Here is a 23,082-nt window from a genome sequence, read left to right on the forward strand (position 1 = left end):
GGCATTTATGCCGCCATCCGGCAAGCAGACGCAGTCCTGTCCGATGACATATTATTCGTCAGACGCATAACCTTGCGGCGGCAGACGACGCCCGTCCAGCCAGGCGGCGTTATCGCGCATCTTTAGACGCCCCTGCGCAAACCAGCTAATCACCAGCGGATAAATCGCATGTTCCTGAGTCTGTACGCGTGCGGTGATATCATCTTCGCTGTCGTCGGCAAAAACCGGCACCTTCGCCTGGAGAATGACCGGGCCGCCGTCGAGTTCGTCTGTCACGAAATGTACCGAGGTACCGTGCTCCTCATCGCCGTTTTCCAGTGCCTGGCGATGGGTATGCAACCCCGGATATTTTGGCAGCAGGGAAGGGTGAATGTTCAGCAGACGCCCGTAGTAATGCGCGACAAACATCGGACTCAGAATACGCATAAAACCAGCCAGCACAACCACATCGGGCGCATACGCGTCTATCTTGCGAATCAACTCGCGATCGAAGGCGTCGCGGCTGTCAAACCGATCGGCAGTCAGCGCTTGCGCCGGAATGCCGGCTTCTCTGGCGCGTTCAAGGCCGAACGCGTCGGCCTTATTGCTGAATACTGCCCTGAGGGTGCCTTTAATTTTCTTCGCTTCGCAGGCATCGATAATCGCCTGTAAATTGCTTCCGTTGCCGGAAATCAGCACCACAATATTCATTATTCAATAACCACACGCTGTTCGGAATCAGAGGCTTTGATGATACCGATTTTCCATGCGTTTTCACCTTTCTCGTTTAGCAGAGCAAGCGCTTTGTCCGCTTCCGGAGCGGAGAGCGCAATCACCATGCCGACGCCGCAGTTAAAGGTACGGTACATTTCATGTCGGCTGACATTACCGGCAGTTTGCAGCCAGGTAAAGATGGCGGGCCACTGCCAGGACGACTCATTAATTACCGCCTGGGTATTCTCCGGCAGAACGCGCGGAATATTTTCCCAAAAGCCGCCGCCGGTGAGGTGGGCGATAGCGTGCACATCGACGTTTTCAATCAGTTCCAGAACCGATTTTACGTAGATACGGGTCGGTTCAAGCAGATGATCGGCCAGCGGCTTCCCTTCCAACAGAGTGGTTTGTGGGTCGCAGCCGCTAACGTCAATAATTTTCCGCACCAGCGAATATCCATTCGAGTGCGGGCCGCTGGAGCCGAGCGCAATCAGCACGTCGCCTTCGGCAACCCGGGAGCCGTCGATGATTTCTGATTTTTCGACTACGCCGACGCAGAAACCCGCCACATCGTAATCTTCGCCGTGATACATGCCCGGCATTTCCGCCGTCTCGCCGCCGACCAGCGCGCAGCCGGATTGCAGGCAGCCTTCGGCAATACCGTTGATCACGCTGGCAGCGGTATCGACATCCAGTTTACCCGTGGCATAGTAATCGAGGAAAAACAGCGGTTCCGCGCCCTGAACGACCAGATCGTTTACGCACATCGCCACCAGATCAATACCGATAGCGTCGTGACGCTTTAAGTCCATCGCCAGGCGAAGTTTGGTGCCTACGCCGTCAGTGCCGGAAACCAGTACCGGTTCACGATATTTTTGCGGCAACGCGCACAGCGCACCGAAACCGCCCAGACCGCCCATAACCTCCGGGCGGCGAGTTTTCTTCACTACGCCTTTGATTCGATCAACCAGAGCGTTACCCGCATCAATATCGACGCCGGCATCTTTATAGCTAAGAGAGGTCTTATCGGTCACTGCCTGGTTCCCCACGTTTTTTCTTGCGGTAAAAGTTAAATTCGGCGCAATTCTAACAGGGAAAGCAAACGTTTGCGAGCATGGTCTGCGCCCTGGTTATCCGGACGATTTTTTTGGCATGGTTTCGGTCGCTGCTTGAAAATTTCCCTGTTGGTAAAAAAGAAAAGGATATCCAGCACTTGGTTTACGACAGGCGGTCGGGACAGGTCATTCACCCTTAAAATTGCTAATATTCAAACGGTTGTTAGCCTTTATCGCCTGTTTCAACGTGAGTGATTTATACTCACTTTTCCGCTATCAGCGCTTTTGGTTGATCCAGGTCAAGCATACATTGTGTTGCGTCAGAGAGGAAAAGCGGTATAATCCGGCGATTTTTTTTGTGGTTGCCAGTCATCTGAGGATAGGAGAAGAGTATGAAGATCGTGGAAGTCAAACACCCACTCGTCAAACACAAGCTGGGTCTGATGCGTGAAAACGACATTAGCACTAAACGCTTTCGTGAACTCGCCTCAGAAGTAGGCAGCCTGCTGACGTATGAAGCGACAGCCGACCTGGAAACGGAAAAAGTCACCATCGAAGGCTGGAATGGCCCGGTGGAAATCGACCAGATCAAAGGTAAAAAAATTACCGTTGTGCCGATTCTGCGCGCGGGTCTGGGTATGATGGAAGGCGTTCTGGAAAATGTACCGAGCGCGCGTATCAGCGTAGTCGGGATGTACCGTAACGAAGAGACGCTTGAGCCAGTACCTTATTTCCAGAAACTGGTATCGAACATTGATGAGCGCATGGCGCTGATCGTCGACCCGATGCTGGCGACCGGCGGTTCTGTCATCGCGACCATCGACCTGCTGAAAAAAGCCGGCTGTAGCAGCATTAAGGTGCTGGTGCTGGTCGCCGCGCCGGAAGGCATTGCGGCGCTGGAAAAAGCGCACCCGGACGTTGAACTGTACACCGCCTCTATCGATCAGGGGCTTAACGAGCACGGATACATTATTCCGGGGCTTGGCGATGCCGGCGATAAGATTTTTGGTACCAAATAAGTGAATAAATAATTAAAAGCCGACTTTAAGAGTCGGCTTTTTTTTGAATAAAACCACTCATAACAAACACACTTAGAGGAAAACACTATGACGCGCCGTGCTATCGGGGTGAGTGAAAGACCGCCGCTTTTACAGACAATCCCGCTTAGTTTACAGCACCTTTTCGCCATGTTTGGCGCGACCGTGCTGGTGCCAGTTCTGTTTCATATCAATCCCGCGACGGTGCTGCTGTTTAACGGTATCGGAACGTTGCTGTATCTCTTTATCTGCAAAGGTAAAATTCCTGCCTACCTCGGATCGAGCTTTGCCTTTATTTCCCCGGTATTACTGTTGTTGCCGCTGGGTTATGAAGTGGCGCTGGGCGGTTTTATTATGTGCGGCGTGTTGTTCTGTCTGGTCTCTTTCATCGTTAAAAAAGCGGGCACCGGCTGGCTGGATGTGATGTTCCCGCCTGCGGCAATGGGCGCAATCGTTGCCGTCATCGGTCTGGAGCTGGCTGGCGTCGCGGCGGGGATGGCCGGATTACTGCCTGCGCAAGGGCAGTCGCCGGACACGAAAACAATTATTATCTCCATGGTCACGCTGGCGGTGACGGTGTTCGGCTCCGTACTGTTTCGCGGTTTCCTGGCGATCATTCCGATTTTGATCGGCGTGCTGGCGGGCTATGCGCTGTCATTCGCGCTGGGGGTGGTCGATACCACGCCGATTGCCCAGGCACACTGGTTTGCGCTGCCGACCTTCTATACGCCGCGTTTTGAATGGTTCGCGATCCTGACGATTCTGCCCGCGGCGTTGGTCGTGATCGCCGAGCATGTCGGTCATCTGGTGGTGACGGCGAATATCGTCAAAAAAGATTTAGTGCGCGATCCCGGTTTGCACCGCTCGATGTTCGCTAACGGACTGTCGACGATCATTTCCGGTTTCTTCGGCTCCACGCCGAATACCACCTATGGGGAAAATATTGGCGTCATGGCGATCACCCGCGTTTACAGTACCTGGGTTATCGGCGGCGCGGCGATTTTCGCCATTCTGCTTTCCTGCGTCGGCAAACTGGCGGCGGCGATTCAGATTATCCCGTTACCCGTGATGGGCGGCGTCTCGCTGCTGTTGTACGGCGTCATCGGCGCGTCGGGGATTCGCGTCTTGATCGAATCGAAAGTCGACTACAATAAAGCGCAAAACCTGATCCTCACCTCGGTGATTTTGATCATCGGCGTGAGCGGCGCGAAAGTGCATATCGGCGCGGCAGAATTGAAAGGGATGGCGCTGGCGACCATCGTCGGGATTGGCCTGAGCCTGATTTTTAAACTGATTAGCCTGTTGCGTCCGGAAGAAGTGGTTCTGGAGGCAAATGATGCGGAGCCTCCGCATCAGTAACGGGTTGCCGGGCAGCGATGCTGCCCGGTTCTATCTCACGGGAATTATGTGGTAAACTCAGCGCGATTTTATGTCATCCTGGGTTGAGGTATCTCTGAACACACCGGCACAGCTCTCTTTGCCACTTTATCTTCCTGACGACGAAACTTTCGCAAGTTTCTGGCCGGGGGATAACGCCTCTCTACTGGCCGCGTTACAAAACGTGTTGCGCCAGGAACATAGTGGATATATCTACCTTTGGGCGCGTGAAGGCGCGGGCCGCAGCCATTTACTGCACGCCGCCTGTGCTGAACTGTCGCAGCGTGGAGATGCGGTAGGCTACGTCCCGCTCGATAAACGCACCTGGTTTGTGCCGGAAGTGCTCGACGGTATGGAACACCTCTCGCTGGTGTGTATTGATAACATTGAGTGTGTCGCTGGCGATGAACTGTGGGAGATGGCGATCTTTGATCTCTATAACCGCATTCTGGAGTCCGGTAAGACGCGGTTATTGATCACCGGCGATCGTCCGCCAAGACAGTTAAATCTGGGCTTGCCCGATCTCGCTTCCCGTCTGGACTGGGGGCAAATCTATAAACTCCAGCCTCTTTCCGATGAAGACAAACTTCAGGCGCTACAGTTGCGTGCCCGGTTACGGGGGTTTGAACTGCCGGAAGATGTCGGGCGGTTTTTACTCAAACGTCTTGATCGCGAAATGCGCACGCTGTTTATGACGCTGGATCAGCTCGATCATGCGTCGATCACTGCCCAGCGAAAACTGACGATCCCGTTTGTCAAAGAGATCCTGAAACTGTAATACGCCGCGACGGCGGCGTTCAACGGTTAACCGAGGATGTCCAGCACCTGCTCAGGCGGTCGGCCAATGCGCGCCTGACCATTTGCCACCACAATGGGGCGCTCCATCAGTTTAGGGTGTTCAACCAGCGCCTGGATTAACGCCTCTTCACTTAGCTGGCTATCCGCCAGGTGAAGCGTCTTATAGAGATCTTCTTTCTGGCGCATCAGTTCGCGCGCGCTGGACATGCCCAACATACGCAGCAGTTCACGCACGGTGGCGGCATCGGCGGGCGTATCCAGATAAAGCACCACTTCCGGTTCCACGCCGTTAGATTTCAGCAGGTTCAGCGTGTCGCGGCTCTTCGAGCAGCGCGGGTTATGGTAGATTTTAATCGTGTCGGTCATGAGTTCTCCTTGTGACGCCATCCGGCTAATAAACGGCGATTACATTTTCGTGTATGGCTTGAAGCGTTCCTGTAACTGGCGCAACTGGTCGATACGCGCATCGTAACGCGCCTGTTGCTGGCTACCCAGTTTTGCCTGGGCGCTGGCGCTACTGAGCAGTGAAATTGCCTGATCCAGTCGTCCCGCCAGCGCATAACTTTCAGCGCGCGCCGCCAGCTCCTGATCGCGGTTGTTCAGCGCGGCTTCGGCCTGAGCAAGCAGATCCCAGCCGTTACCGTCATCTTTATGGCTAAAGGTGTAGCGATTCAGAATGGTTTCCGCCGCTTTCGGCTGGCCTCCCTGGAGGTACGCATTGGCGAGGTTTAACTGCAGCACAGGATTAACGCGCAGATCGCGGGCATTTTTCAGGCGATTAATCGCGTCGTTGGCTCTTTTCTGCCCCAGGTCAATATCGGTGGCGAGGTCAAGATACCAGGCATTATTCGGTTCCGCGCTTAATAGCGGCTGCAACGTTTTGCGCGCTTCATCGTACTTGCTCGCTTCCATCGCCTGCAACGCCCGGCCATATTGCGCCGCATGTTGCTGACGCACGTTGCCTTTAGACCACTGATCCAGCAGGTCGCTGGTGAGCTGGTTACGTCCGGAATTGTACATTCCCAGGGCGCGCGCTTTGGCGAAATAAAAGTCGGCGGAAGATTGCACCACGACCGGGCGCATCTGGTTGGCACGGTTGCGGGCATCCGCAAGGCGGCTTTCCGGTAAGGGGTGAGTGAGCAAAATTTCAGGCGGGCGCGTGGAGTAACGCGCCTGGTCGAGCAGTTTTTCGAGGAAAGAGGGCATCGCCTGTGGGTCAAATCCGGCGCGTTGCAGTACCTGAATACCAATACGGTCGGCTTCTTGCTCATTTTGCTGGGTGAAACTTATCATTCCCTGGCGCGTTCCCGCCAGAGTACCGGTTAGCGCCGCCATACCGGCCTGTGGGCTGGCCATGGCCAGCAAAATGGAACCCAGCGCGCCCACCCAGGTAAGCGGCGCGCTGCGCTTTTGATCTTCCATCGCGCGCGCCAGGTGGCGCTGCGTCACGTGGGAGATTTCATGCGCCATGACTGAAGCTAGCTGGCTTTCGTTATCCGCGTAGCGAAAAAGTGCCGAGTGCAGCACCACATTGCCGCCAAAGAACGCGAACGCGTTGATTTCGTCATTATTGATCAAGAAAAAATGGAAGGGCGTTTTGACGGAGTCGGCGTGCGAGACCAGACGCATACCCAGCGCGTTAATGTATTGCACCAGCAGCGGATCGTTGATTAACGGCGCGCTACCGCGTAGCTGGCGCACATAAAAGTCGCCCATTTGCATCTCTTGTCCGATAGAAAGCGTGCTTCCTGCCGAGGTTCCCATATCGGGCAGCGTGTCGGCAGGGTCGGCAAATGCGGGCGCGACCTGACCGAGAGCCAATGCTGCAATGAGGGTTGCCACCAGGTTTTTTTTCAACTGCCTGAACATAACCTCTATCCTGTTGTTTTGAGATAGCCCTTTGACCAACGTCGTGAAATATCGTTCCACGCTCCGACACTTCATAAGTGTAACTGTGATGAGCACAGACTCACTATTTTAGTTTCCTGAATCAACGATAAAAAGCGAAGTCTTTTTTGTGACATTTCGATACAATTCGGCATCACAATCCCGCAGTTGAGTTCTGGGAAGGGTTTTATGCTCGAAATGTTAATGCAATGGTATCGCCGTCGCTTCAGCGACCCGGAGGCGATTGCCTTGCTGGTCATTCTGGTGGCTGGTTTTAGCATCCTCTTTTTCTTTAGCGGCCTGTTAGCGCCGCTGCTGGTCGCAATCGTACTGGCCTACCTGCTGGAGTGGCCGACGGCGCGCCTGCAGGCGATTGGCTGTTCTCGGCGCTGGGCAGCCTCCATTGTCCTTATCCTCTTTGTCGGCATTCTGTTATTAATGGCCTTTGTGGTGATGCCGATTGCCTGGCAGCAGGGTATTTACCTGATTCGTGATATGCCCGGTATGCTGAATAAACTGTCCGATTTCGCCGCGACCTTGCCGCGACGCTATCCGGCGCTGATGGATGCGGGCATTATTGATGCGATGGCGGAAAACATGCGTACCCGGATGCTTAACATGGGCGATTCGGTGGTGAAGTATTCGCTGGCGTCGTTAGTCGGGCTACTGACGCTGGCGGTATATCTGGTGCTGGTGCCGCTGATGGTCTTTTTCCTGGTAAAAGATAAAGAGCAGATGCTGAATGCCGTGCGCCGCGTACTGCCGCGTAATCGCGGGCTGGCGGGGCAGGTGTGGAATGAGATGAATCAGCAGATCACCAACTATATCCGCGGAAAAGTGCTGGAGATGGTAGTGGTGGGCGTAGCGACCTGGCTGGGCTTTTTGCTGTTTGGCCTCAACTATTCGCTACTGCTGGCGGTACTGGTGGGCTTTTCGGTTCTGATCCCCTATATCGGCGCCTTTGTGGTGACAATTCCGGTGGTGGGCGTCGCGCTGTTTCAGTTTGGTCTGGGGACGGAATTCTGGAGCTGTTTTGCCGTTTATCTCATTATTCAGGCGCTGGATGGCAATTTGCTGGTACCGGTACTTTTCTCCGAAGCGGTGAATTTGCATCCGCTGGTGATTATTCTGTCAGTGGTGATTTTCGGCGGTCTGTGGGGATTCTGGGGGGTGTTTTTCGCCATTCCATTGGCGACGCTGATTAAAGCCGTTGTCCATGCCTGGCCGGATGGTCAGGTGACGGATACCTCATCCTGAGCGGTCTGTACAAAAGTTGTAAAGCGTGAACGACATCATAGTGCCCTGCCGCCATTTTGCGCACGCCTGATGAGGGACAAGCGCTTAGAAAGCCGCTCTTTTTTTTAATGCCGCACCGTGTTGCGGCATTTTTATTGTCGGAACCTACAAAATTCTCGCTGCTGAAGGAAAACTGTATTGTAGAAATTGATTCCGCTACCGCCAATCAGCTTAAAGGCGTGCGATGTCAACAATCCGCTGTGTGGTCCTCAGGGCGCATCGGCCATTTTTGGCCCACAAAAAGGGGCGACAGCGGAAATGGTGAACACCCTGGACGAGGCGCTGGAAAACTGCGGCCGGCATATTTATCAGGCTACGGGACGTGAGGTGATTAACGCTCCCGGCGCGGCAGGCGGAATGGGCGCCGCGCTTTTAGGGTTGCTCAATGCTGAATTACGCGCCGGCGTAGAGATTGTCGTGGAAACGCTACAGTTTGAGCAGGCGGTTAAAGATGCCGATCTGGTGATGACCGGAGAAGGGCGTCTGGCGCGGCAAGCCTGACGGCGCATTCCCTTTCCAGGCCGCACATCAGCGCGGCCTGAGGCTTTTACGCGTTTTCTTTCAGCCAGTTCAGCACCACATCATGGTGATTGCTGGTTTTAAAATCATTAAAGACGTGTTCAATCTTACCATCAGCGTCAATCAAAAAGCTGATGCGGTGAATGCCGTCATACGTTTTGCCCATAAACGACTTTTCACCCCAGACGCCGAACTGTTCACACACCTGATGGTTTTCATCGGACAAAAGGGTAAAGTTCAGCAGCTCTTTTTCAGCGAAACGGGAGAGTTTTTCAGGTTTATCGGTGCTGATGCCCAGCACGTCCACGCCTGCTTTTTTAAGCTCGTCCATGTTATCGCGTAAGCCGCAGGCCTGCACGGTACAGCCGGGTGTCATGGCTTTTGGGTAGAAATAAACCAGAACGCGCTGCCCCTGGAAGTCGGTCAAATTTACTTGTTCCCCGTCTTGATCCGGCAAGCTAAATTTCGGTGCGATATCACCGGCTTTCAGTGGATTCATTACTTAACTCCATCCTGTTCATCATGTTGTGAGTAATTGACGACGTTTATACTGCCTTGCGCATTGAGTTCTGTACATAGTGCTTTAAAGGCTTGCTCAATATTTGCGGAATTTTGCGACGCCGGGCTATGTGCGGTGATTTGAATAAATAATTGCGCAGCTTTATCACCTTCAGCCGGCTGCGTGCGGGAGACCAGCTCCGCAATATTCATTTCATGACTATTAAACAGCGCGGTGAATCGCTCAATTAAATGCGGGGAGTCGGCGACCTCAACCTGAACCCATACCGTCGCGGGCATTGCCGGGCGGGGGCGGTCGGACGTCCGTTTCATCACAATCAGCAGATCCAGCTCCGCGCCTTTTAACGGCAATGTCGATTCAATCAAGGTAATCGCGTTCCACGTGCCGGACAACAGCATAATAAACGTGAATTCATCGCCCAGCATCGCCAGTCGGCTGTCTTCGATATTACAGCCGCAACTGCTGACATGGCGAGTAATGGTATTCACAATACCGGGCCTGTCGGCGCCCAGCGCAGTGATAACGAGATAGTGTTGTGATGACGGTGTCAAACCAGTTATTCCTTTGAGCGGTGAGGTAATCTTAAGGAAAGCATAAAAAAAACCTGCATACAACAATCAGAACGGCTTTGGTCGCTTGCTTTTATTGCCATACCAAACGTACCATTGAGAGACTTGTTTGCACAGAGGATGGCCCATGTTCACGGGAAGTATTGTCGCGCTTGTTACGCCGATGGATGAGAAAGGTAACGTCAGTAGGTCTTGCCTGAAAAAACTCATTGATTATCATGTCGCCAACGGTACCTCGGCGATTGTTTCGGTTGGCACTACCGGCGAGTCTGCCACGCTAAGCCATGATGAACATGGCGATGTCGTGATGATGACGCTGGAACTGGCTGACGGACGTATTCCGGTTATCGCCGGCACGGGCGCAAACGCGACCGCGGAAGCGATTAGCCTGACGCAGCGTTTTAACGATAGCGGCATTGTTGGCTGCCTGACGGTAACGCCGTACTACAATCGCCCCACGCAGGAAGGTTTGTTCCAGCATTTCAAAGCCATCGCGGAACACACTGACTTGCCGCAAATTCTGTATAATGTGCCGTCCCGTACCGGTTGCGACATGTTGCCGGAAACCGTGGGTCGTCTGGCGGAAATAAAAAATATTATCGCTATCAAAGAGGCGACAGGGAACTTAACCCGCGTTCACCAGATCAAAGAGCTGGTTTCAGACGATTTTATTCTGCTTAGCGGCGATGACGCGTCTGCGCTGGACTTTATGCAACTGGGTGGTCATGGCGTGATTTCCGTTACGGCTAACGTAGCGGCGCGCGAGATGGCTGACATGTGCAAACTGGCGGCGGAAGGGCAATTTGCCGAGGCGCGCGCTATCAACCAGCGTCTGATGCCGTTACACAACAAACTATTTGTCGAACCCAATCCTATCCCGGTGAAATGGGCATGTAAGGCATTGGGTCTTGTGGCGACCGACACGCTGCGCCTGCCAATGACGCCTATCACGGACCATGGTCGTGACATCGTCAAAGCAGCGCTTCAGCATGCTGGCCTGCTGTAAAGTTTAGGGAGATTTGATGGCTTACTCAGTACAAAAGTCGCGCCTGGCGAAGGTTGCGGGTGTTTCGCTTGTTTTGCTGCTCGCTGCCTGTAGTTCCGATTCGCGCTACAAGCGCCAGGTAAGCGGCGATGAATCCTATCTGGATGCCGCGCCGCTTGCTGAACTTCACGCCCCGGCAGGAATGATCCTGCCGATAACGACCGGCGACTACGTTATTCCGGTCACGAAGGGGAGCGGCGCGGTTGGTAAGGCGTTGGATATCCGTCCGCCGGCGCAGCCGTTAGCGTTGGTGAGCGGCGCGCGTACCCAGTTCTCTGGCGATACCGCTACGCTATTGGTGGAAAATGGTCGTAGCAGCACGCTGTGGCCGCAAGTCGTCAGCGTGATTCAGGCGAAAAATTATCCGATTGAAAAACGTGACGATGCCAGCCAGACCCTGACGACCGATTGGGTGAACTGGAACCGCCTGGATGAAGACGAACAGTATCGTGGACGTTATCAAATCTCGGTGAAGCCGCAGGGCTATCAGCAGGCGGTAACGGTAAAACTGGTTAATCTGGAACAGGCTGGCAAGCCGGTCGCTGATGCGGCGTCGCTGCAGCGCTATAGCACTGAAATGATGAACGTCATTTCCGCCGGTCTGGATAAGACCGCTACGGATGCGGCAAATGCCGCGCAGAACCGCTCCGCCGCAACGATGGATGTGCAGAGCGCCGCTGATGATACCGGTTTACCTATGCTGGTCGTTCGCGGTCCGTTCAACCTCGTGTGGCAACGCCTCCCGGCCGCGCTGGAAAAAGTGGGCATGAAAGTCACCGACAGCACTCGCTCTCAGGGCAGCATGGCGGTAACGTACAAACCGTTGTCTGACAGCGACTGGCGGGATCTGGGCGCTAGCGACCCGGGCCTAGCGTCCGGAGACTATAAATTGCAGGTCGGCGATTTAGATAACCGCAGCTGCTTGCAGTTTATCGATCCTAAGGGGCATACTCTGACGCAAAGCCAGAACGACGCGCTGGTTGCCGTCTTCCAGGCAGCGTTCAACAAGTAATTTAACAGGGCTGGAGCAATCCGGCCCTTTTTTCTGATAAGATACGCAAACGTGTGCGTCGGTACAAAAACGCGATTTAACCGCTATTTCGCACCACAATTACAGGCCGGCGTCTCGGGCAGGCGTAGCAGGAAATGAATACTTATCGTTAATTCACACCCAGGAGTGTTAAAGATGCAAAAGCAAGCTGAGTTGTATCGTGGTAAAGCGAAAACCGTATACAGCACGGAAAACCCGGACCTGTTGGTGCTCGAATTCCGCAATGATACGTCAGCAGGGGATGGCGCGCGCATTGAACAGTTTGATCGCAAAGGCATGGTAAATAACAAATTCAACCATTTCATTATGACCAAACTGGCCGAGGCGGGCATCCCGACCCAGATGGAACGTTTGCTGTCTGATACCGAGTGTCTGGTGAAGAAGCTGGAGATGGTGCCGGTTGAATGTGTGGTGCGCAACCGTGCGGCAGGGTCGCTGGTCAAGCGTCTGGGAGTGGAAGAAGGCATGGAGCTTAACCCGCCGATCTTCGATCTGTTCCTGAAAAACGACGCGCTGCACGACCCGATGGTGAATAGTTCCTACTGTGAAACTTTCGGGTGGGTAAGCCAGGAAAATCTGGCGCGTATGAAAGAGCTAACCTACAAAGCCAACGACGTACTGAAAAAACTGTTTGATGACGCGGGTCTTATCCTGGTGGATTTCAAACTGGAGTTTGGCCTGTATAAAGGCGAAGTGGTGCTGGGCGATGAGTTTTCACCGGACGGTAGCCGCCTGTGGGATAAAGAGACGCTGGATAAAATGGACAAAGACCGCTTTCGCCAGAGCCTGGGCGGTCTGATTGAAGCCTATGAAGCCGTCGCGCATCGACTGGGCGTGAAATTAGATTAATTCCGCTTCTGACCGGGGGGCTACCGCTCTCCGGTATCATCCTTTCCTCATTCTGATAGCGTTTACCTGTGGTAATCCTGCGCCTGACCGCCTACGATCATCTGTATAACAAAGAGAGAATGAGGTGATTATGCGCTGGCAAGGGCGTCGTGAAAGCAACAATGTAGAGGACAGACGTAATCGGCCAGACGGCCCCTCGCTGGGTGGCCCTGGCTTTCGTCTTCCGCGCGGGAAAGGTGGCATCATTCTGTTGGTGGTGGTGTTGGTCGCAGGGTACTATGGGGTGGATTTAACCGGTCTGTTGACTGGTCAGCCGGTTTCGCAGCAGCAGTCGACGCGTTCGATAAGCCCCAATGATGATGAAGCGGCAAAATTTACCTCGGTGATTCTGGCGACGACCGAAGATACCTGGGGTCAACTCTTTCAAAAAATGGGGCGCGGCTATCAGCAGCCAAAACTGGTGATGTACCGTGGTATGACGCGCACCGGCTGTGGTGCGGGTCAGTCCGTCATGGGGCCGTTTTACTGCCCGGCGGACGGCACCGTTTATATCGATCTCTCATTTTACGATGATATGAAAAATAAGCTGGGCGCGGACGGTGATTTTGCCCAGGGTTATGTCATCGCCCACGAAGTCGGCCACCACGTACAAAAACTGTTAGGTATTGAGCCGAAAGTACGCCAGTTGCAGCAAAACGCGTCGCAAACGGAGGTGAATCGCCTTTCGGTGCGCATGGAGCTACAGGCGGATTGCTTTGCCGGCGTGTGGGGACACAGTATGCAGCAGCAAGGCGTACTGGAGGCGGGCGATCTGGAAGAGGCGCTCAATGCCGCACAGGCTATCGGCGACGATCGCTTACAGCAACAGGGGCAGGGGCGCGTCGTGCCGGATAGTTTTACCCACGGCACCTCAGAACAGCGCTACAGCTGGTTTAAGCGTGGATTTGACAGCGGTGACCCGGCGCAATGTAATACGTTTGGCAAAAACTTTTGATAAACCGGGGCAGGGATGTCTGATATCGATGCGCTACAGGCGTTAACGTCGCAAATGACACAGGAAGGCATTCGCCGTTTACTGGTCATCAGCGGCGATGCGGCGTGGTGTCGGGAGCGGGCCGAGGCGATACGCGCTGCATTGCCCGGTGACTGGCTGTGGGTCGCGCCTGACGCGCCCGCCCACTCGCGCTGTACGCCACAGGCGTTACAAACGCTGCTGGGCCGTGAATTCCGTCATGCGATATTTGATGCCTGGCAGGGCTTTGACGCCGCAGCGTTTGCCGCCCTGAGCGGGACCTTGCAGGCCGGAAGCTGGCTGCTTCTGCTGATGCCGCCGTATGAGACGTGGGAAAGCCGGCCTGATACCGATTCACTGCGCTGGAGCGACTGCGCGCAGCCTATCCCCACACCGCAGTTTGCACAGCATCTTAAACGGACTCTTTCCCGCGATCCGCAAACGCTGCTTTGGCGACAGCGCCAGCCGTTTTGCTGGCCATCTTATCCTTCCCGTGAACGCTGGCGACCCGCCACCGGCGAGCCGCAGCCGGAGCAGGCGGCTATCTTATCGCGTTTACGTGAAATGCCGCCCGGCGTGGCGACGGTGATTGCCCCCCGTGGGCGCGGCAAATCGGCGCTGGCCGGGCAATTCATCTCCCGGATGGCGGGTACGGCTATCGTGACCGCACCGGCGAAAACGGCAACGGATATCCTGGCAGCGTTTGCCGGTGAGCGGTTCTGCTTTATGGCGCCGGATGCGTTGCTGGCGAGCGGGGCAAGAGCCGACTGGCTGGTGGTTGACGAGGCGGCGGCAATCCCCGCGCCGCTGCTGCTGCAACTGGTTTCGCGCTTTTCCCGCATACTACTCACCACCACCGTTCAGGGCTACGAAGGCACCGGACGCGGTTTTTTACTTAAGTTTTGCGCCCGTTTTCCGCAGCTTCACCGCTTCACGCTTCGTCAGCCTGTCCGCTGGGCGCCAGAATGCCCGCTGGAAAATATCGTCAGCGAGGCGCTGATATTCGACGATGAAGCGTTTGCGCAGGCGCCACATGGCGCGATAGCAATCTCGGCGTTTTACCAACAGGCCTGGGGGAAGACGCCCGCGTTGCCGAGGGCTGTGTATCAGTTACTGTCGGGGGCGCACTATCGTACTTCGCCGCTGGATCTGCGCCGAATGATGGATGCGCCAGGACAGCATTTCTTGCAGGCTACGGCGAATAACCGTGTGGCGGGCGCCCTCTGGCTGGTCGAAGAGGGCGGGTTATCCGCAGAACTCAGTCAGGCTGTATGGGGCGGTTTCCGGCGGCCGCGTGGAAATCTGGTGGCGCAGTCGCTGGCGGCGCACGGTAGCGACCCTTTAGCCGCGACGCTGGTCGGGCGTCGCGTAAGCCGTATCGCGGTGCACCCCGCCCGCCAGCGCGAAGGCATCGGTCAGCAGTTGATTGCCTGCGCGTGCGAGCAGGCGGCGCAGTGTGATTATCTTTCCGTCAGCTTTGGCTATACGCCGGAGCTGTGGCGCTTCTGGCAGCGCTGCGGCTTTGTGCTGGTACGGATGGGCAACCATCGGGAGGCGAGCAGCGGTTGCTATACGGCGATGGCGTTATTGCCGCTGAGCGACGCGGGAAAACGGCTGGCGCAGCAGGAACACCAACGTTTGCGCCGCGATGCGGATATCCTGACGCAGTGGAACGGCGAGGCGATACCGCTGGCGGCGTTACGCGAACAGGCGCTTAATGATGAAGACTGGCGTGAGCTGGTCGGTTTTGCTTTCGCGCACCGCCCGCTACTGACATCGTTAGGTTGCCTGCATCGTTTACTGCAATACAGCGCATTGCCATTACCGGCGCTGAGAGGGCGGCTGGAAGAAAAAGCCAGCGATGCCGAACTGTGCGCCCGGCTACGCATTTCAGGCCGTAAAGCTCTGCTGGCGTTGCAGCGTGCGCAGGCGGCGCAGGCGCTGATTGCGTTGGATGCCGGACGAACGCAGCGTTTGCGCGACGTAATGCCCGGCGGTGGGGACCATGCCGGATAGCGATACCTGTCCGGCATGTTATCCGGTTACTTTTTCGGCTGATCTTTCTTCGGCCAGTCGTCTTCATCGTCCCACTTATCGTTAAAATCGCGATGCGGGGGCAGCTCAGGTTTATTGGCAAGGAATTTCTTATGGTCGATGCGTTTGAGATCTTTGATCACATTCAGCAGTACGCCTACCAGAAACACCAATACCAGAATCCACCAATATTTTGCCAGCCAGTCCATGCTTATTTCCTCTTACCGGAACGCTCATCAGGCGACGAGCTGTTCCATAATGCGTTGATACATACGGGCCAGTAGCTGGAGATCGGCGGCATTCACACATTCATTAATTTTATGAATGGTGGCGTTCACCGGCCCCAGTTCTACCACCTGCGCTCCCATACGGGCGATAAAACGTCCGTCGGACGTACCGCCCGTCGTCAGTAATTGCGGTTTAATTTCATTATAGTGCTCAATGGCGTTTACCACCGCGTCCACCAGCTTGCCGCGTGCGGTCAGGAACGGCTGGCCGGAAAGCCACCAGTCTACGGTATAGCGTAGCTGATGCTTCTCAAGCAGCGCATGTACCCGCTCTTTGATCATCTCATCGGTCAGTTCCGTGCTGAAACGGAAGTTAAACTGCACGAACAGTTCACCGGGAATGACATTATTGCTGCCGGTGCCTGCCTGGATATTGGCTACCTGCATACTGGTGGCCGGGAAAAAGTCATTGCCCCGATCCCACTCGATAGCGACCAGTTCATTAAGAAAAGGCGCAGCGCGATGAACAGGGTTATCCGCCAGATGCGGATAGGCGACGTGCCCCTGAACGCCATGAATAGTGAGGTTACAGGTGAGGGAACCGCGACGCCCGTTTTTGACGACATCACCCACAATTTCAGTACTGGAAGGTTCGCCGACCAGACAGTAATCCAGCCGCTCGTTACGGGCCATCAGCGCTTCAACCACCTTTACGGTGCCATTTTTTGCGCTGGCTTCTTCATCAGAGGTAATCAAAAATGCGAGACGGCCCCGGTGATGAGGATGCTGCGCAACAAAACGTTCAGCAGCCACTACCATGGCCGCCAGTGAACCTTTCATATCCGCCGCGCCGCGACCGAACAACATTCCGTCGCGAATCGTAGGTTCAAACGGCGGATTGATCCAGCGATCGACATCGCCAGCCGGTACGACGTCAGTATGCCCGGCGAACGCCAGCGTTTCGCCACGCCCACGCCATGCCCAAAAATTTTGCGTGTCGCCAAAATCCATATGCTCAATGGTAAAACCGATTTTACGCAGGCGTTCAATCATTAATGCCTGACAGCCTGCGTCATCCGGACTCAGGGAGGGGCGACGAATAAGTTGCTGTGTCAGCTCAATAACCGGGCACGACATAGACTACACCTCATCAAAAAACTGCTGATAACGGGATTCACTGAAACCAAGCAGCATAGGCTTCCCGGGCGCGCAGAGCAATGGGCGTTTGATGATTGCCGGCTGTTCAACCATGAGAGCAGCGGCGGAGTCGGCATCGGTAATCCCGCTGCGTTGGCCTTCATCCAGTTTGCGCCATGTTGTGCCGCGCGTATTCAGTAAAGGCTGCCAGCCGAGTTCGGCAATAAAGGTATTAAGAAGAGGGAGGTCTATGCCATCCACACGGTAATCGTGAAAACGATAATCAATGCCATGCTCCTCCAGCCAACGGCGCGCTTTTTTGATCGTGTCGCAATTCTTAATGCCATAGAGGGTAATCATATTGAATCCTTTAACGCGAAATTCGAATAAATAATCAATAGTATCGTCTGCGGGATAATAAGTGTGGCCGTTTATGGTTATTTATCCAGCGCTGATCGGCAATCAATATAACATTGTTGAGTGAATGTGAATAATGATTCCAAAACGTTCCAGATGTGGCTTGTTTATACTTCGCGGTATAAATCCTATTTTGTGCATATGCAATTGTTTGTTTTTTAACCCAATTTGATAAAGTAGTAGAAAAGGTATTAATGTTGCTAAATATTGCAGTAAGTCACATAAAATTTATGGCTACAGCGCCATAGTAATATCATAGACAGCATAACCAGAGGATATCGCAACAATCGGTTAAATGAACTTCTCTCTATACCGCTAACTACGTAGAATACCCATAATAATAAGAGAGGCTATTATGATTGAACGTGAACTGGGGAACTGGAAAGATTTTATCGAAGTCATGCTTCGTAAATAAATGCCTGGAAGGCACCGCGCTCCCATAGGGGATAAGAAAAGGCGACTCAACGAAAGTCGCCTTTTTTGTGCCCGGCACCTCGTATCAGGCTGGCCGGGATCTTATTCCGGGCGCGGCTTCAGCGGGAAGCGGCGACGTATCAGCACGAAAAACAGGGGTACAAAGAAGATAGCCAGAATGGTTGCTGAGATCATTCCCCCCATCACGCCGGTTCCGACAGCATGTTGGCTACCCGAGCCTGCCCCGGTGCTGGTGGCCATCGGCAATACGCCAAAGATAAATGCCAGCGAAGTCATCAGTATCGGTCGCAGGCGCTGGCGGCTGGCGTACAGCGTGGCGTCTAACAGCGCGTGTCCCTTCTGATTCATTTCGTTGGCGAATTCCACAATCAGAATCGCGTTTTTCGCCGAGAGGCCGATAACGGTCAACAGCCCCACCTGGAAGTAAACATCGTTTTCCAGCCCGCGCATCCAGGTGGCGAGTAACGCGCCGATGACCCCGAGCGGCACAACCAGCATCACCGAGAAGGGCACCGACCAGCTTTCATACAATGCCGCCAGACACAGGAAGACGACTAATAGCGAAATAGCGTACAGCGCAGGCGCCTGCGCGCCGGAGAGCCGTTCCTGGTAAGACATGGCTGTCCATTCCAGGCCAAAACCGCCCGGTAGCTGATGCACCAACGACTCCATGACATCCATCGCCGTCCCGGTACTGACCCCCGGCGCGGCCTCTCCGACAATTTCTACCGCCGAATAGCCGTTATAGCGTTCCAGACGCGGCGATCCGGTTTCCCAGCGCGAGGTGGCGAAGGCGGAGAAGGGGACCATGCCGCCCTCTTTGTTACGGACATACCAAAGATTAATATCATCCGGCAACATACGATATTTCGCTGCGGCCTGAACATAGACCTTCTTCACGCGGCCCCGGTCCATAAAGTCGTTGACGTAGCTCGACCCCCAGGCTGTTTGCAGGGTGTCGTTGATATCGTCAATCGATACGCCCAGCGCCTGCGCTTTCCGTTGGTCAATATCAATTTGCAGTTGCGGGCTGTCGTCCAGGCCGTTGTGACGCACGCGGGTCAAGGAACTGTTTTTCCCGGCCAGCTCAATGAGTTGATCTCGTGCGGCCATCAGCGCGTCATGGCCTGCTCCGGCGTGATCCTGTAATTCCATATCAAAACCGGCGGAGCTGCCCAGACCGCTAATTGCCGGCGGGCTGCTGGCGAAGACGCGAGCTTCTTTAATCTGGTTAAACGCTTTTGTCGCCCGCTCAATAATGGCGAACGAGGAGCCGGTGGTGGGATCGCGCGCGTCCCAGTCTTTCAAGCGAACAAACATGCGTGCGACGTTTTGCCCATTCCCTCCAGGGCCGGAACCTACCGTCGAGAAGACCGACATAATGTTGTCTTTCTCATGGGTGAAGTAATAGTTTTCAACCTTTTCAACGACTTTCAGGGTCTGCTGTTGCGTAGAACCGCTCGGTAGCTGGATAGACGTAGTGAACATGCCCCGATCTTCTTGCGGCAGAAAGGAGGTGGGGAGACGCAAAAACAGGAACACCATGCCGCCAAGCAACAGAACATAAATCAGAATCCAGCGCAGGCTGCGATGCAAAATTTTCGCTACGCCTTTCTCATAACGTTCGGCATTACGATTGAAGGTACGGTTAAACCAGCCGAAAAATCCGCGTTGCCCGTGTTGTTCGCCTTTGTGCAGCGGTTTTAATAACGTTGCGCACAGCGCTGGCGTCAGGATCATGGCGACCAGCACCGACAGCACCATTGCCGAGACAATGGTGATAGAAAACTGACGATAAATCGCCCCGGTGGTACCGCCAAAGAACGCCATCGGTACGAATACCGCAGACAGCACCATCGCGATACCGACCAGCGCCCCCTGGATTTGTCCCATGGATTTGCGCGTCGCTTCACGCGGCGTGAGCCCTTCTTCGCTCATGATACGTTCGACGTTTTCCACCACCACGATGGCATCGTCGACCAGGAGCCCGATCGCCAGCACCATCGCGAACATGGTTAATGTGTTAATACTGTAGCCAAACGCGTAAAGCACGGAGAAGGTGCCCATTAATACTACTGGCACGGCGATCGTCGGAATTAGCGTGGCGCGAAAGTTTTGCAGGAACAGGTACATCACCAGGAAAACCAGCGCGATAGCTTCCAGCAACGTTTTGACCACATCGATAATCGATGCTTTGACAAAGGAGGTGGTTTCATACGCGATCTTGTATTCCAGGCCGTGAGGGAAGTACTGCGCCAGCTCGTTGAGGCGATCCAGCACCAGCTTCGCGGTCGCCATTTCGTTCGCGCCGGAAGCCAGCTTAACCCCAAGACCGGAAGCCGGATTGCCGTTAAAACGGCTGAGGTAGTCATACTTTTCCGCCCCCAGCTCCACGGTGGCGACATCGCCCAGTTTGACCTCGGAACCGTCCTGATTAACGCGCAGGGTGATATCGCGAAATTGTTGCGGCGTTTGCAGCAGTGACTGCGCATTAATGGTGGCGTTCAGCGCCTGCTTGTCGACCGAAGGCGTACCGCCAAGCTGCCCGACGGCGATTTGCGCATTCTGCGACTCAATCGCATCGGTCACGTCTTTCGTGGTCATCTGAAAACTATTCAATTTGGCCGGATCGAGCCAGATACGCATAGAGTACTGTGAACCATAAGCGTCAATATCGCCCACGCCGTTGACGCGGCTGAGCGGGTCCTGAATATTACTGGCGACGTAGTCGGCAATATCCTGCTTGTCCATAGAGCCGTCGGTAGAGACGAAAGCGATGGTCAAAATATTGGTATCGCCCGTTTTGCGTACCGTGACGCCTTGATCCTGTACCGCCTGCGGCAGTTTACGCATCGCGGACTGTAACTGGTTTTGCACCTGCTGAACCGCCTCATCAGGATCGGTTCCCGCAATAAAGCTCAGGGTGATGGTCGCCTGTCCGGTTCCGCTGCTTTGTGATGACATGTACATCAGATTATCGAGGCCCGTCATATTCTGCTCAATAACCTGGGTTACGGTATTTTCCAGCGTTTGCGCCGACGCTCCCGGATAATTCGCGGTAATACGTACGTTGGGCGGCGCCAGATCGGGATATTGTTCAACAGGTAAAGAAAAAATGGCTAACGCCCCTGTCAGACACAACAGGATAGCCAGCACCCAGGCAAAAATGGGGCGATCGATAAAAAAATTCGCCATTAAAGGGGAACCTCGTGTTTCTACATATCGTTATAGATTTGAACTGCTTCACTGTAGCGGCAAGCTACGAGCCAAACGTGGAGAAATAAAGGAGATAATGTAAATTATCATGCGCTTTTACAGCATACTTTTTGTGCCAACGCCGGAAAGCCTGACATCTGGCCTTCCGGCGATTTGCCGTTCTTTACGTTAACTGACTCTCTTCCTTGTTGGAGGAGCGAAAACTGATACTGACCAGCGTGCCGCCGCCGGAGGGTTGCGAAAAATTCAGCGTGCCGCCAAGCCGTTCCGCGCGCTCACGCATTATATTCAGACCATAGTGTCCGGCAGGCTCATGCGGTTCGCCGATACCAATGCCATTATCGCGAATATAAACGGTATGATCGCCGTCAGGCGCGGTGACGCAGCTCACGGCGATTTCGCTCGCGTTGGCGTGTTTAATGGCGTTCAGGACCGCTTCGCGCACAATTTGCAACAAATGCACCTGCATTTGCGCATCCAGCGCCAGCGTGGGTAAACGGCAATCCAACGTGAGTTTGGCCGGGGTCTGACTCTGTAAATCTTCCAGCATCTCATGCAATGCGGAGGGTAAATCGGCCTGCTGTAACGTCAGACGGAACGTGGTGAGTAGCTCGCGAAGCTGACGGTAGGCGTCGTTCAGCGCTCTGGAAAAATCCGCCATGATGCTTTGCGCGCCGGCGTTATCTTCTGGAATGGCGCGCTTCAAAAGCGTTAACTGAATACGTAAATAAGAAAGTACCTGCGCCAGCGAATCGTGTAGCTCACGGGCAATCGTCGCGCGCTCTTCCATTAACAAAAGTTGCTGGAAGTGTTTTTGCGCCTGATTAAAGTACAAACCACGCCCCAGCATCGTGGAGACGCTGTTCAGCAACGGCGTAGAGGCATTAACGTTGGGGCTTTGCCAGTGGAGTTCGCCATAGACCGTGTCCTGCATCGTCACTGGCAGCATTTGCATCGGCAGGTCGGGGCTTTGCGTGCCTTCGCTAATCCGCCAGTTATCGCCCACGGTTAACTCCAGATACCAGGCGGCGTCATGTTCACGGACAATTTGCAAAATATGGCGAAAACAGTGGACATCGATTTGGCTGGTATTCAGCGCCTGGGAGCACTGGTATAACACCTCCAGGCGGCGATGCGCTTCGTGCAGATCGTGCGTTTTTTCTTCCACCGAGGCTTCCAGCGAACGGTAAAGTTTATGCAGCTCGCTCGACATCTGGCTAAACGTTTTCGCCAACAATCCCAGCTCATTGGGTAAGCTGGTATCCAGCGGCAGCGGGGCGAACTGACCATGTTCAATACGCTGACTGGCGGTGACCAGTTGATTTAGCGGGCGAACGACCTGCTGGCGGATACGTCGTAGGGTAAAAAAGACCAGCGTAAATATGCCGATACCGCCCGCCAGCGATATGGCGACGACCAGCATGACTTTACGCTCGGCGTAATGCTGTAATGCCAGAACGAAGAGATCAATTTGATTGACGTAATTGTTGATATTGGTCTGATACCAGGCAATGTCGCCGTCCTGTAGGCGGCTATTCATCTCCAGCCAGTTGGCGTGCAGGCGCGCGTAGCGAGTTTTTACCGCCTGCGGCACATACCAGGCGTTGAGATTTTGCAGTACCGGCGAGTTGAGCGCGTGCTGGAAAAGTTGACGATGCGCATTAATCTGCGGGCTACGGCTTTGCAGATCGTAACCCAGCCGATAGCTCTGCATTCGTAGCGAACCGGCGATATTGATCGCTTCGGCATCCCGTAAACTGCTGGTCAGCGTCAGTAATGCGCTGCCGGTGGACAGAATAGACAACAGCACAATATAGAAAAAAGCCTTAGCCAGACTGGCCGAGACCGGGCGTTTAACCGTCACACTGGTACTCCCCGCATTTAGCTGAACCGCAATTTCATTTGCTT

General features: G+C 54.5%; 21 protein-coding genes and 1 pseudogene. 11 read left to right on the forward strand and 11 right to left on the reverse strand.

Annotation, left to right across the window (positions count from 1 at the left end; translation table 11 throughout):
* Positions 1–51 precede the first annotated feature (51 nt).
* The gene (gene purN, locus HV477_RS08445) at positions 52–690 is read right to left on the reverse strand and encodes a phosphoribosylglycinamide formyltransferase (protein ID WP_001028589.1); all 639 of its coding nucleotides are present in this window, start codon (positions 688–690) and stop codon (positions 52–54) included.
* A complete protein-coding gene (gene purM, locus HV477_RS08450) occupies positions 690–1,727 on the reverse strand; it encodes a phosphoribosylformylglycinamidine cyclo-ligase (protein WP_000130477.1) in 1,038 nt (345 codons plus the stop codon). Before purM ends, purN begins: the two co-directional genes overlap by 1 nt.
* Before the next feature lie 413 nt (positions 1,728–2,140).
* On the opposite strand from purM, the gene upp reads away from it, so the two are divergent.
* The 3 genes from upp to HV477_RS08465 all read left to right on the forward strand — a co-directional run bounded on the left by upp (position 2,141) and on the right by HV477_RS08465 (position 4,940).
* Positions 2,141–2,767 carry a uracil phosphoribosyltransferase gene (gene upp / locus HV477_RS08455; RefSeq protein ID WP_000706208.1) on the forward strand — a complete coding sequence of 209 codons (627 nt, stop codon included), beginning with the start codon at positions 2,141–2,143 and terminating at the stop codon, positions 2,765–2,767.
* 87 nt (positions 2,768–2,854) lie between these two features.
* On the forward strand, positions 2,855–4,144 hold the full coding sequence (uraA, locus tag HV477_RS08460; protein WP_000198339.1) for a uracil permease: 1,290 nt from the start codon (positions 2,855–2,857) through the stop codon (positions 4,142–4,144).
* 94 nt (positions 4,145–4,238) lie between these two features.
* Positions 4,239–4,940 (forward strand): DnaA inactivator Hda, encoded by a 702-nt coding sequence (locus HV477_RS08465; protein WP_061835882.1) that lies wholly within the window; start codon positions 4,239–4,241, stop codon positions 4,938–4,940.
* A 26-nt stretch (positions 4,941–4,966) separates the two neighbouring features.
* On the opposite strand, the gene arsC is transcribed toward HV477_RS08465, so the two are convergent.
* Together arsC and bepA are read right to left on the reverse strand one after the other, a co-directional pair.
* Positions 4,967–5,326, reverse strand: coding sequence for an arsenate reductase (glutaredoxin) (gene arsC, locus HV477_RS08470; protein WP_000132650.1), 360 nt, complete (start codon positions 5,324–5,326; stop codon positions 4,967–4,969).
* Between the two features lie 39 nt (positions 5,327–5,365).
* Positions 5,366–6,829, reverse strand: a complete 1,464-nt coding sequence (gene bepA / locus HV477_RS08475; protein WP_000489630.1) for a beta-barrel assembly-enhancing protease — start codon at positions 6,827–6,829, stop codon at positions 5,366–5,368.
* Positions 6,830–7,036: 207 nt separating this feature from the next.
* Here bepA and HV477_RS08480 point away from each other — a divergent pair, with 207 nt between their 5' ends.
* Positions 7,037–8,104: an AI-2E family transporter gene (locus HV477_RS08480; protein WP_000892057.1), complete on the forward strand. Its 1,068-nt coding sequence runs from the start codon at positions 7,037–7,039 to the stop codon at positions 8,102–8,104.
* A gap of 216 nt (positions 8,105–8,320) precedes the next feature.
* Positions 8,321–8,641 (forward strand): annotated as a pseudogene (locus HV477_RS08485) (glycerate kinase); the annotation flags it as partial.
* A 49-nt stretch (positions 8,642–8,690) separates the two neighbouring features.
* Here the strand turns inward: HV477_RS08485 and bcp are convergent.
* Both bcp and HV477_RS08495 read right to left on the reverse strand, forming a co-directional pair.
* Positions 8,691–9,161, reverse strand: a complete 471-nt coding sequence (bcp, locus tag HV477_RS08490) for a thioredoxin-dependent thiol peroxidase (protein ID WP_001068686.1) — start codon at positions 9,159–9,161, stop codon at positions 8,691–8,693.
* Positions 9,161–9,733, reverse strand: coding sequence for a glycine cleavage system transcriptional repressor (locus HV477_RS08495; protein WP_000189061.1), 573 nt, complete (start codon positions 9,731–9,733; stop codon positions 9,161–9,163). The genes bcp and HV477_RS08495 overlap by 1 nt, the downstream gene beginning before the upstream one ends.
* Positions 9,734–9,878: 145 nt before the next feature.
* Here HV477_RS08495 and dapA point away from each other — a divergent pair, with 145 nt between their 5' ends.
* The 5 genes from dapA to tmcA all read left to right on the forward strand — a co-directional run bounded on the left by dapA (position 9,879) and on the right by tmcA (position 15,724).
* Positions 9,879–10,757, forward strand: coding sequence for a 4-hydroxy-tetrahydrodipicolinate synthase (gene dapA / locus HV477_RS08500; RefSeq protein ID WP_000494020.1), 879 nt, complete (start codon positions 9,879–9,881; stop codon positions 10,755–10,757).
* A 16-nt stretch (positions 10,758–10,773) separates the two neighbouring features.
* Positions 10,774–11,808 (forward strand): outer membrane protein assembly factor BamC, encoded by a 1,035-nt coding sequence (bamC, locus tag HV477_RS08505; RefSeq protein WP_079899132.1) that lies wholly within the window; start codon positions 10,774–10,776, stop codon positions 11,806–11,808.
* A 174-nt stretch (positions 11,809–11,982) separates the two neighbouring features.
* Entirely contained in the window at positions 11,983–12,696 is a 714-nt protein-coding gene (gene purC, locus HV477_RS08510; RefSeq protein WP_001171630.1) for a phosphoribosylaminoimidazolesuccinocarboxamide synthase, read from the forward strand.
* A 130-nt stretch (positions 12,697–12,826) separates the two neighbouring features.
* Complete coding sequence (locus HV477_RS08515) at positions 12,827–13,690, forward strand: neutral zinc metallopeptidase (RefSeq protein WP_023203851.1); 864 nt, start codon at positions 12,827–12,829, stop codon at positions 13,688–13,690.
* 15 nt (positions 13,691–13,705) lie between these two features.
* Complete coding sequence (gene tmcA, locus HV477_RS08520) at positions 13,706–15,724, forward strand: tRNA cytosine(34) acetyltransferase TmcA (protein ID WP_079899131.1); 2,019 nt, start codon at positions 13,706–13,708, stop codon at positions 15,722–15,724.
* 26 nt (positions 15,725–15,750) lie between these two features.
* Here tmcA and HV477_RS08525 read toward each other — a convergent pair whose 3' ends face one another.
* Genes HV477_RS08525 through HV477_RS08535 form a run of 3 tightly spaced genes read right to left on the reverse strand, consistent with a single transcriptional unit; the run spans position 15,751 to position 17,466 of the window.
* Positions 15,751–15,951, reverse strand: a complete 201-nt coding sequence (locus tag HV477_RS08525) for a YpfN family protein (protein WP_000383839.1) — start codon at positions 15,949–15,951, stop codon at positions 15,751–15,753.
* A gap of 27 nt (positions 15,952–15,978) precedes the next feature.
* Complete coding sequence (dapE, locus tag HV477_RS08530) at positions 15,979–17,106, reverse strand: succinyl-diaminopimelate desuccinylase (RefSeq protein WP_001277825.1); 1,128 nt, start codon at positions 17,104–17,106, stop codon at positions 15,979–15,981.
* A gap of 3 nt (positions 17,107–17,109) precedes the next feature.
* Positions 17,110–17,466, reverse strand: a complete 357-nt coding sequence (locus HV477_RS08535) for an ArsC family reductase (RefSeq protein WP_001581645.1) — start codon at positions 17,464–17,466, stop codon at positions 17,110–17,112.
* Positions 17,467–17,878: 412 nt separating this feature from the next.
* Between HV477_RS08535 and ypfM the strand changes: the two genes are divergently transcribed.
* Positions 17,879–17,938, forward strand: coding sequence for a protein YpfM (ypfM, locus tag HV477_RS08540; RefSeq protein ID WP_001386977.1), 60 nt, complete (start codon positions 17,879–17,881; stop codon positions 17,936–17,938).
* 101 nt (positions 17,939–18,039) lie between these two features.
* Here the strand turns inward: ypfM and acrD are convergent, their stop codons facing one another.
* Positions 18,040–21,153 (reverse strand): multidrug efflux RND transporter permease AcrD, encoded by a 3,114-nt coding sequence (gene acrD, locus HV477_RS08545; protein ID WP_001263079.1) that lies wholly within the window; start codon positions 21,151–21,153, stop codon positions 18,040–18,042.
* A gap of 184 nt (positions 21,154–21,337) precedes the next feature.
* Positions 21,338–23,038: a nitrate/nitrite two-component system sensor histidine kinase NarQ gene (narQ, locus tag HV477_RS08550; RefSeq protein ID WP_000216817.1), complete on the reverse strand. Its 1,701-nt coding sequence runs from the start codon at positions 23,036–23,038 to the stop codon at positions 21,338–21,340.
* Positions 23,039–23,082: the final 44 nt, after the last annotated feature.

This window comes from Salmonella sp. SG203 (assembly GCF_013350575.1).
GTDB classification, from domain to species: Bacteria; Pseudomonadota; Gammaproteobacteria; order Enterobacterales; family Enterobacteriaceae; genus Salmonella; species Salmonella enterica.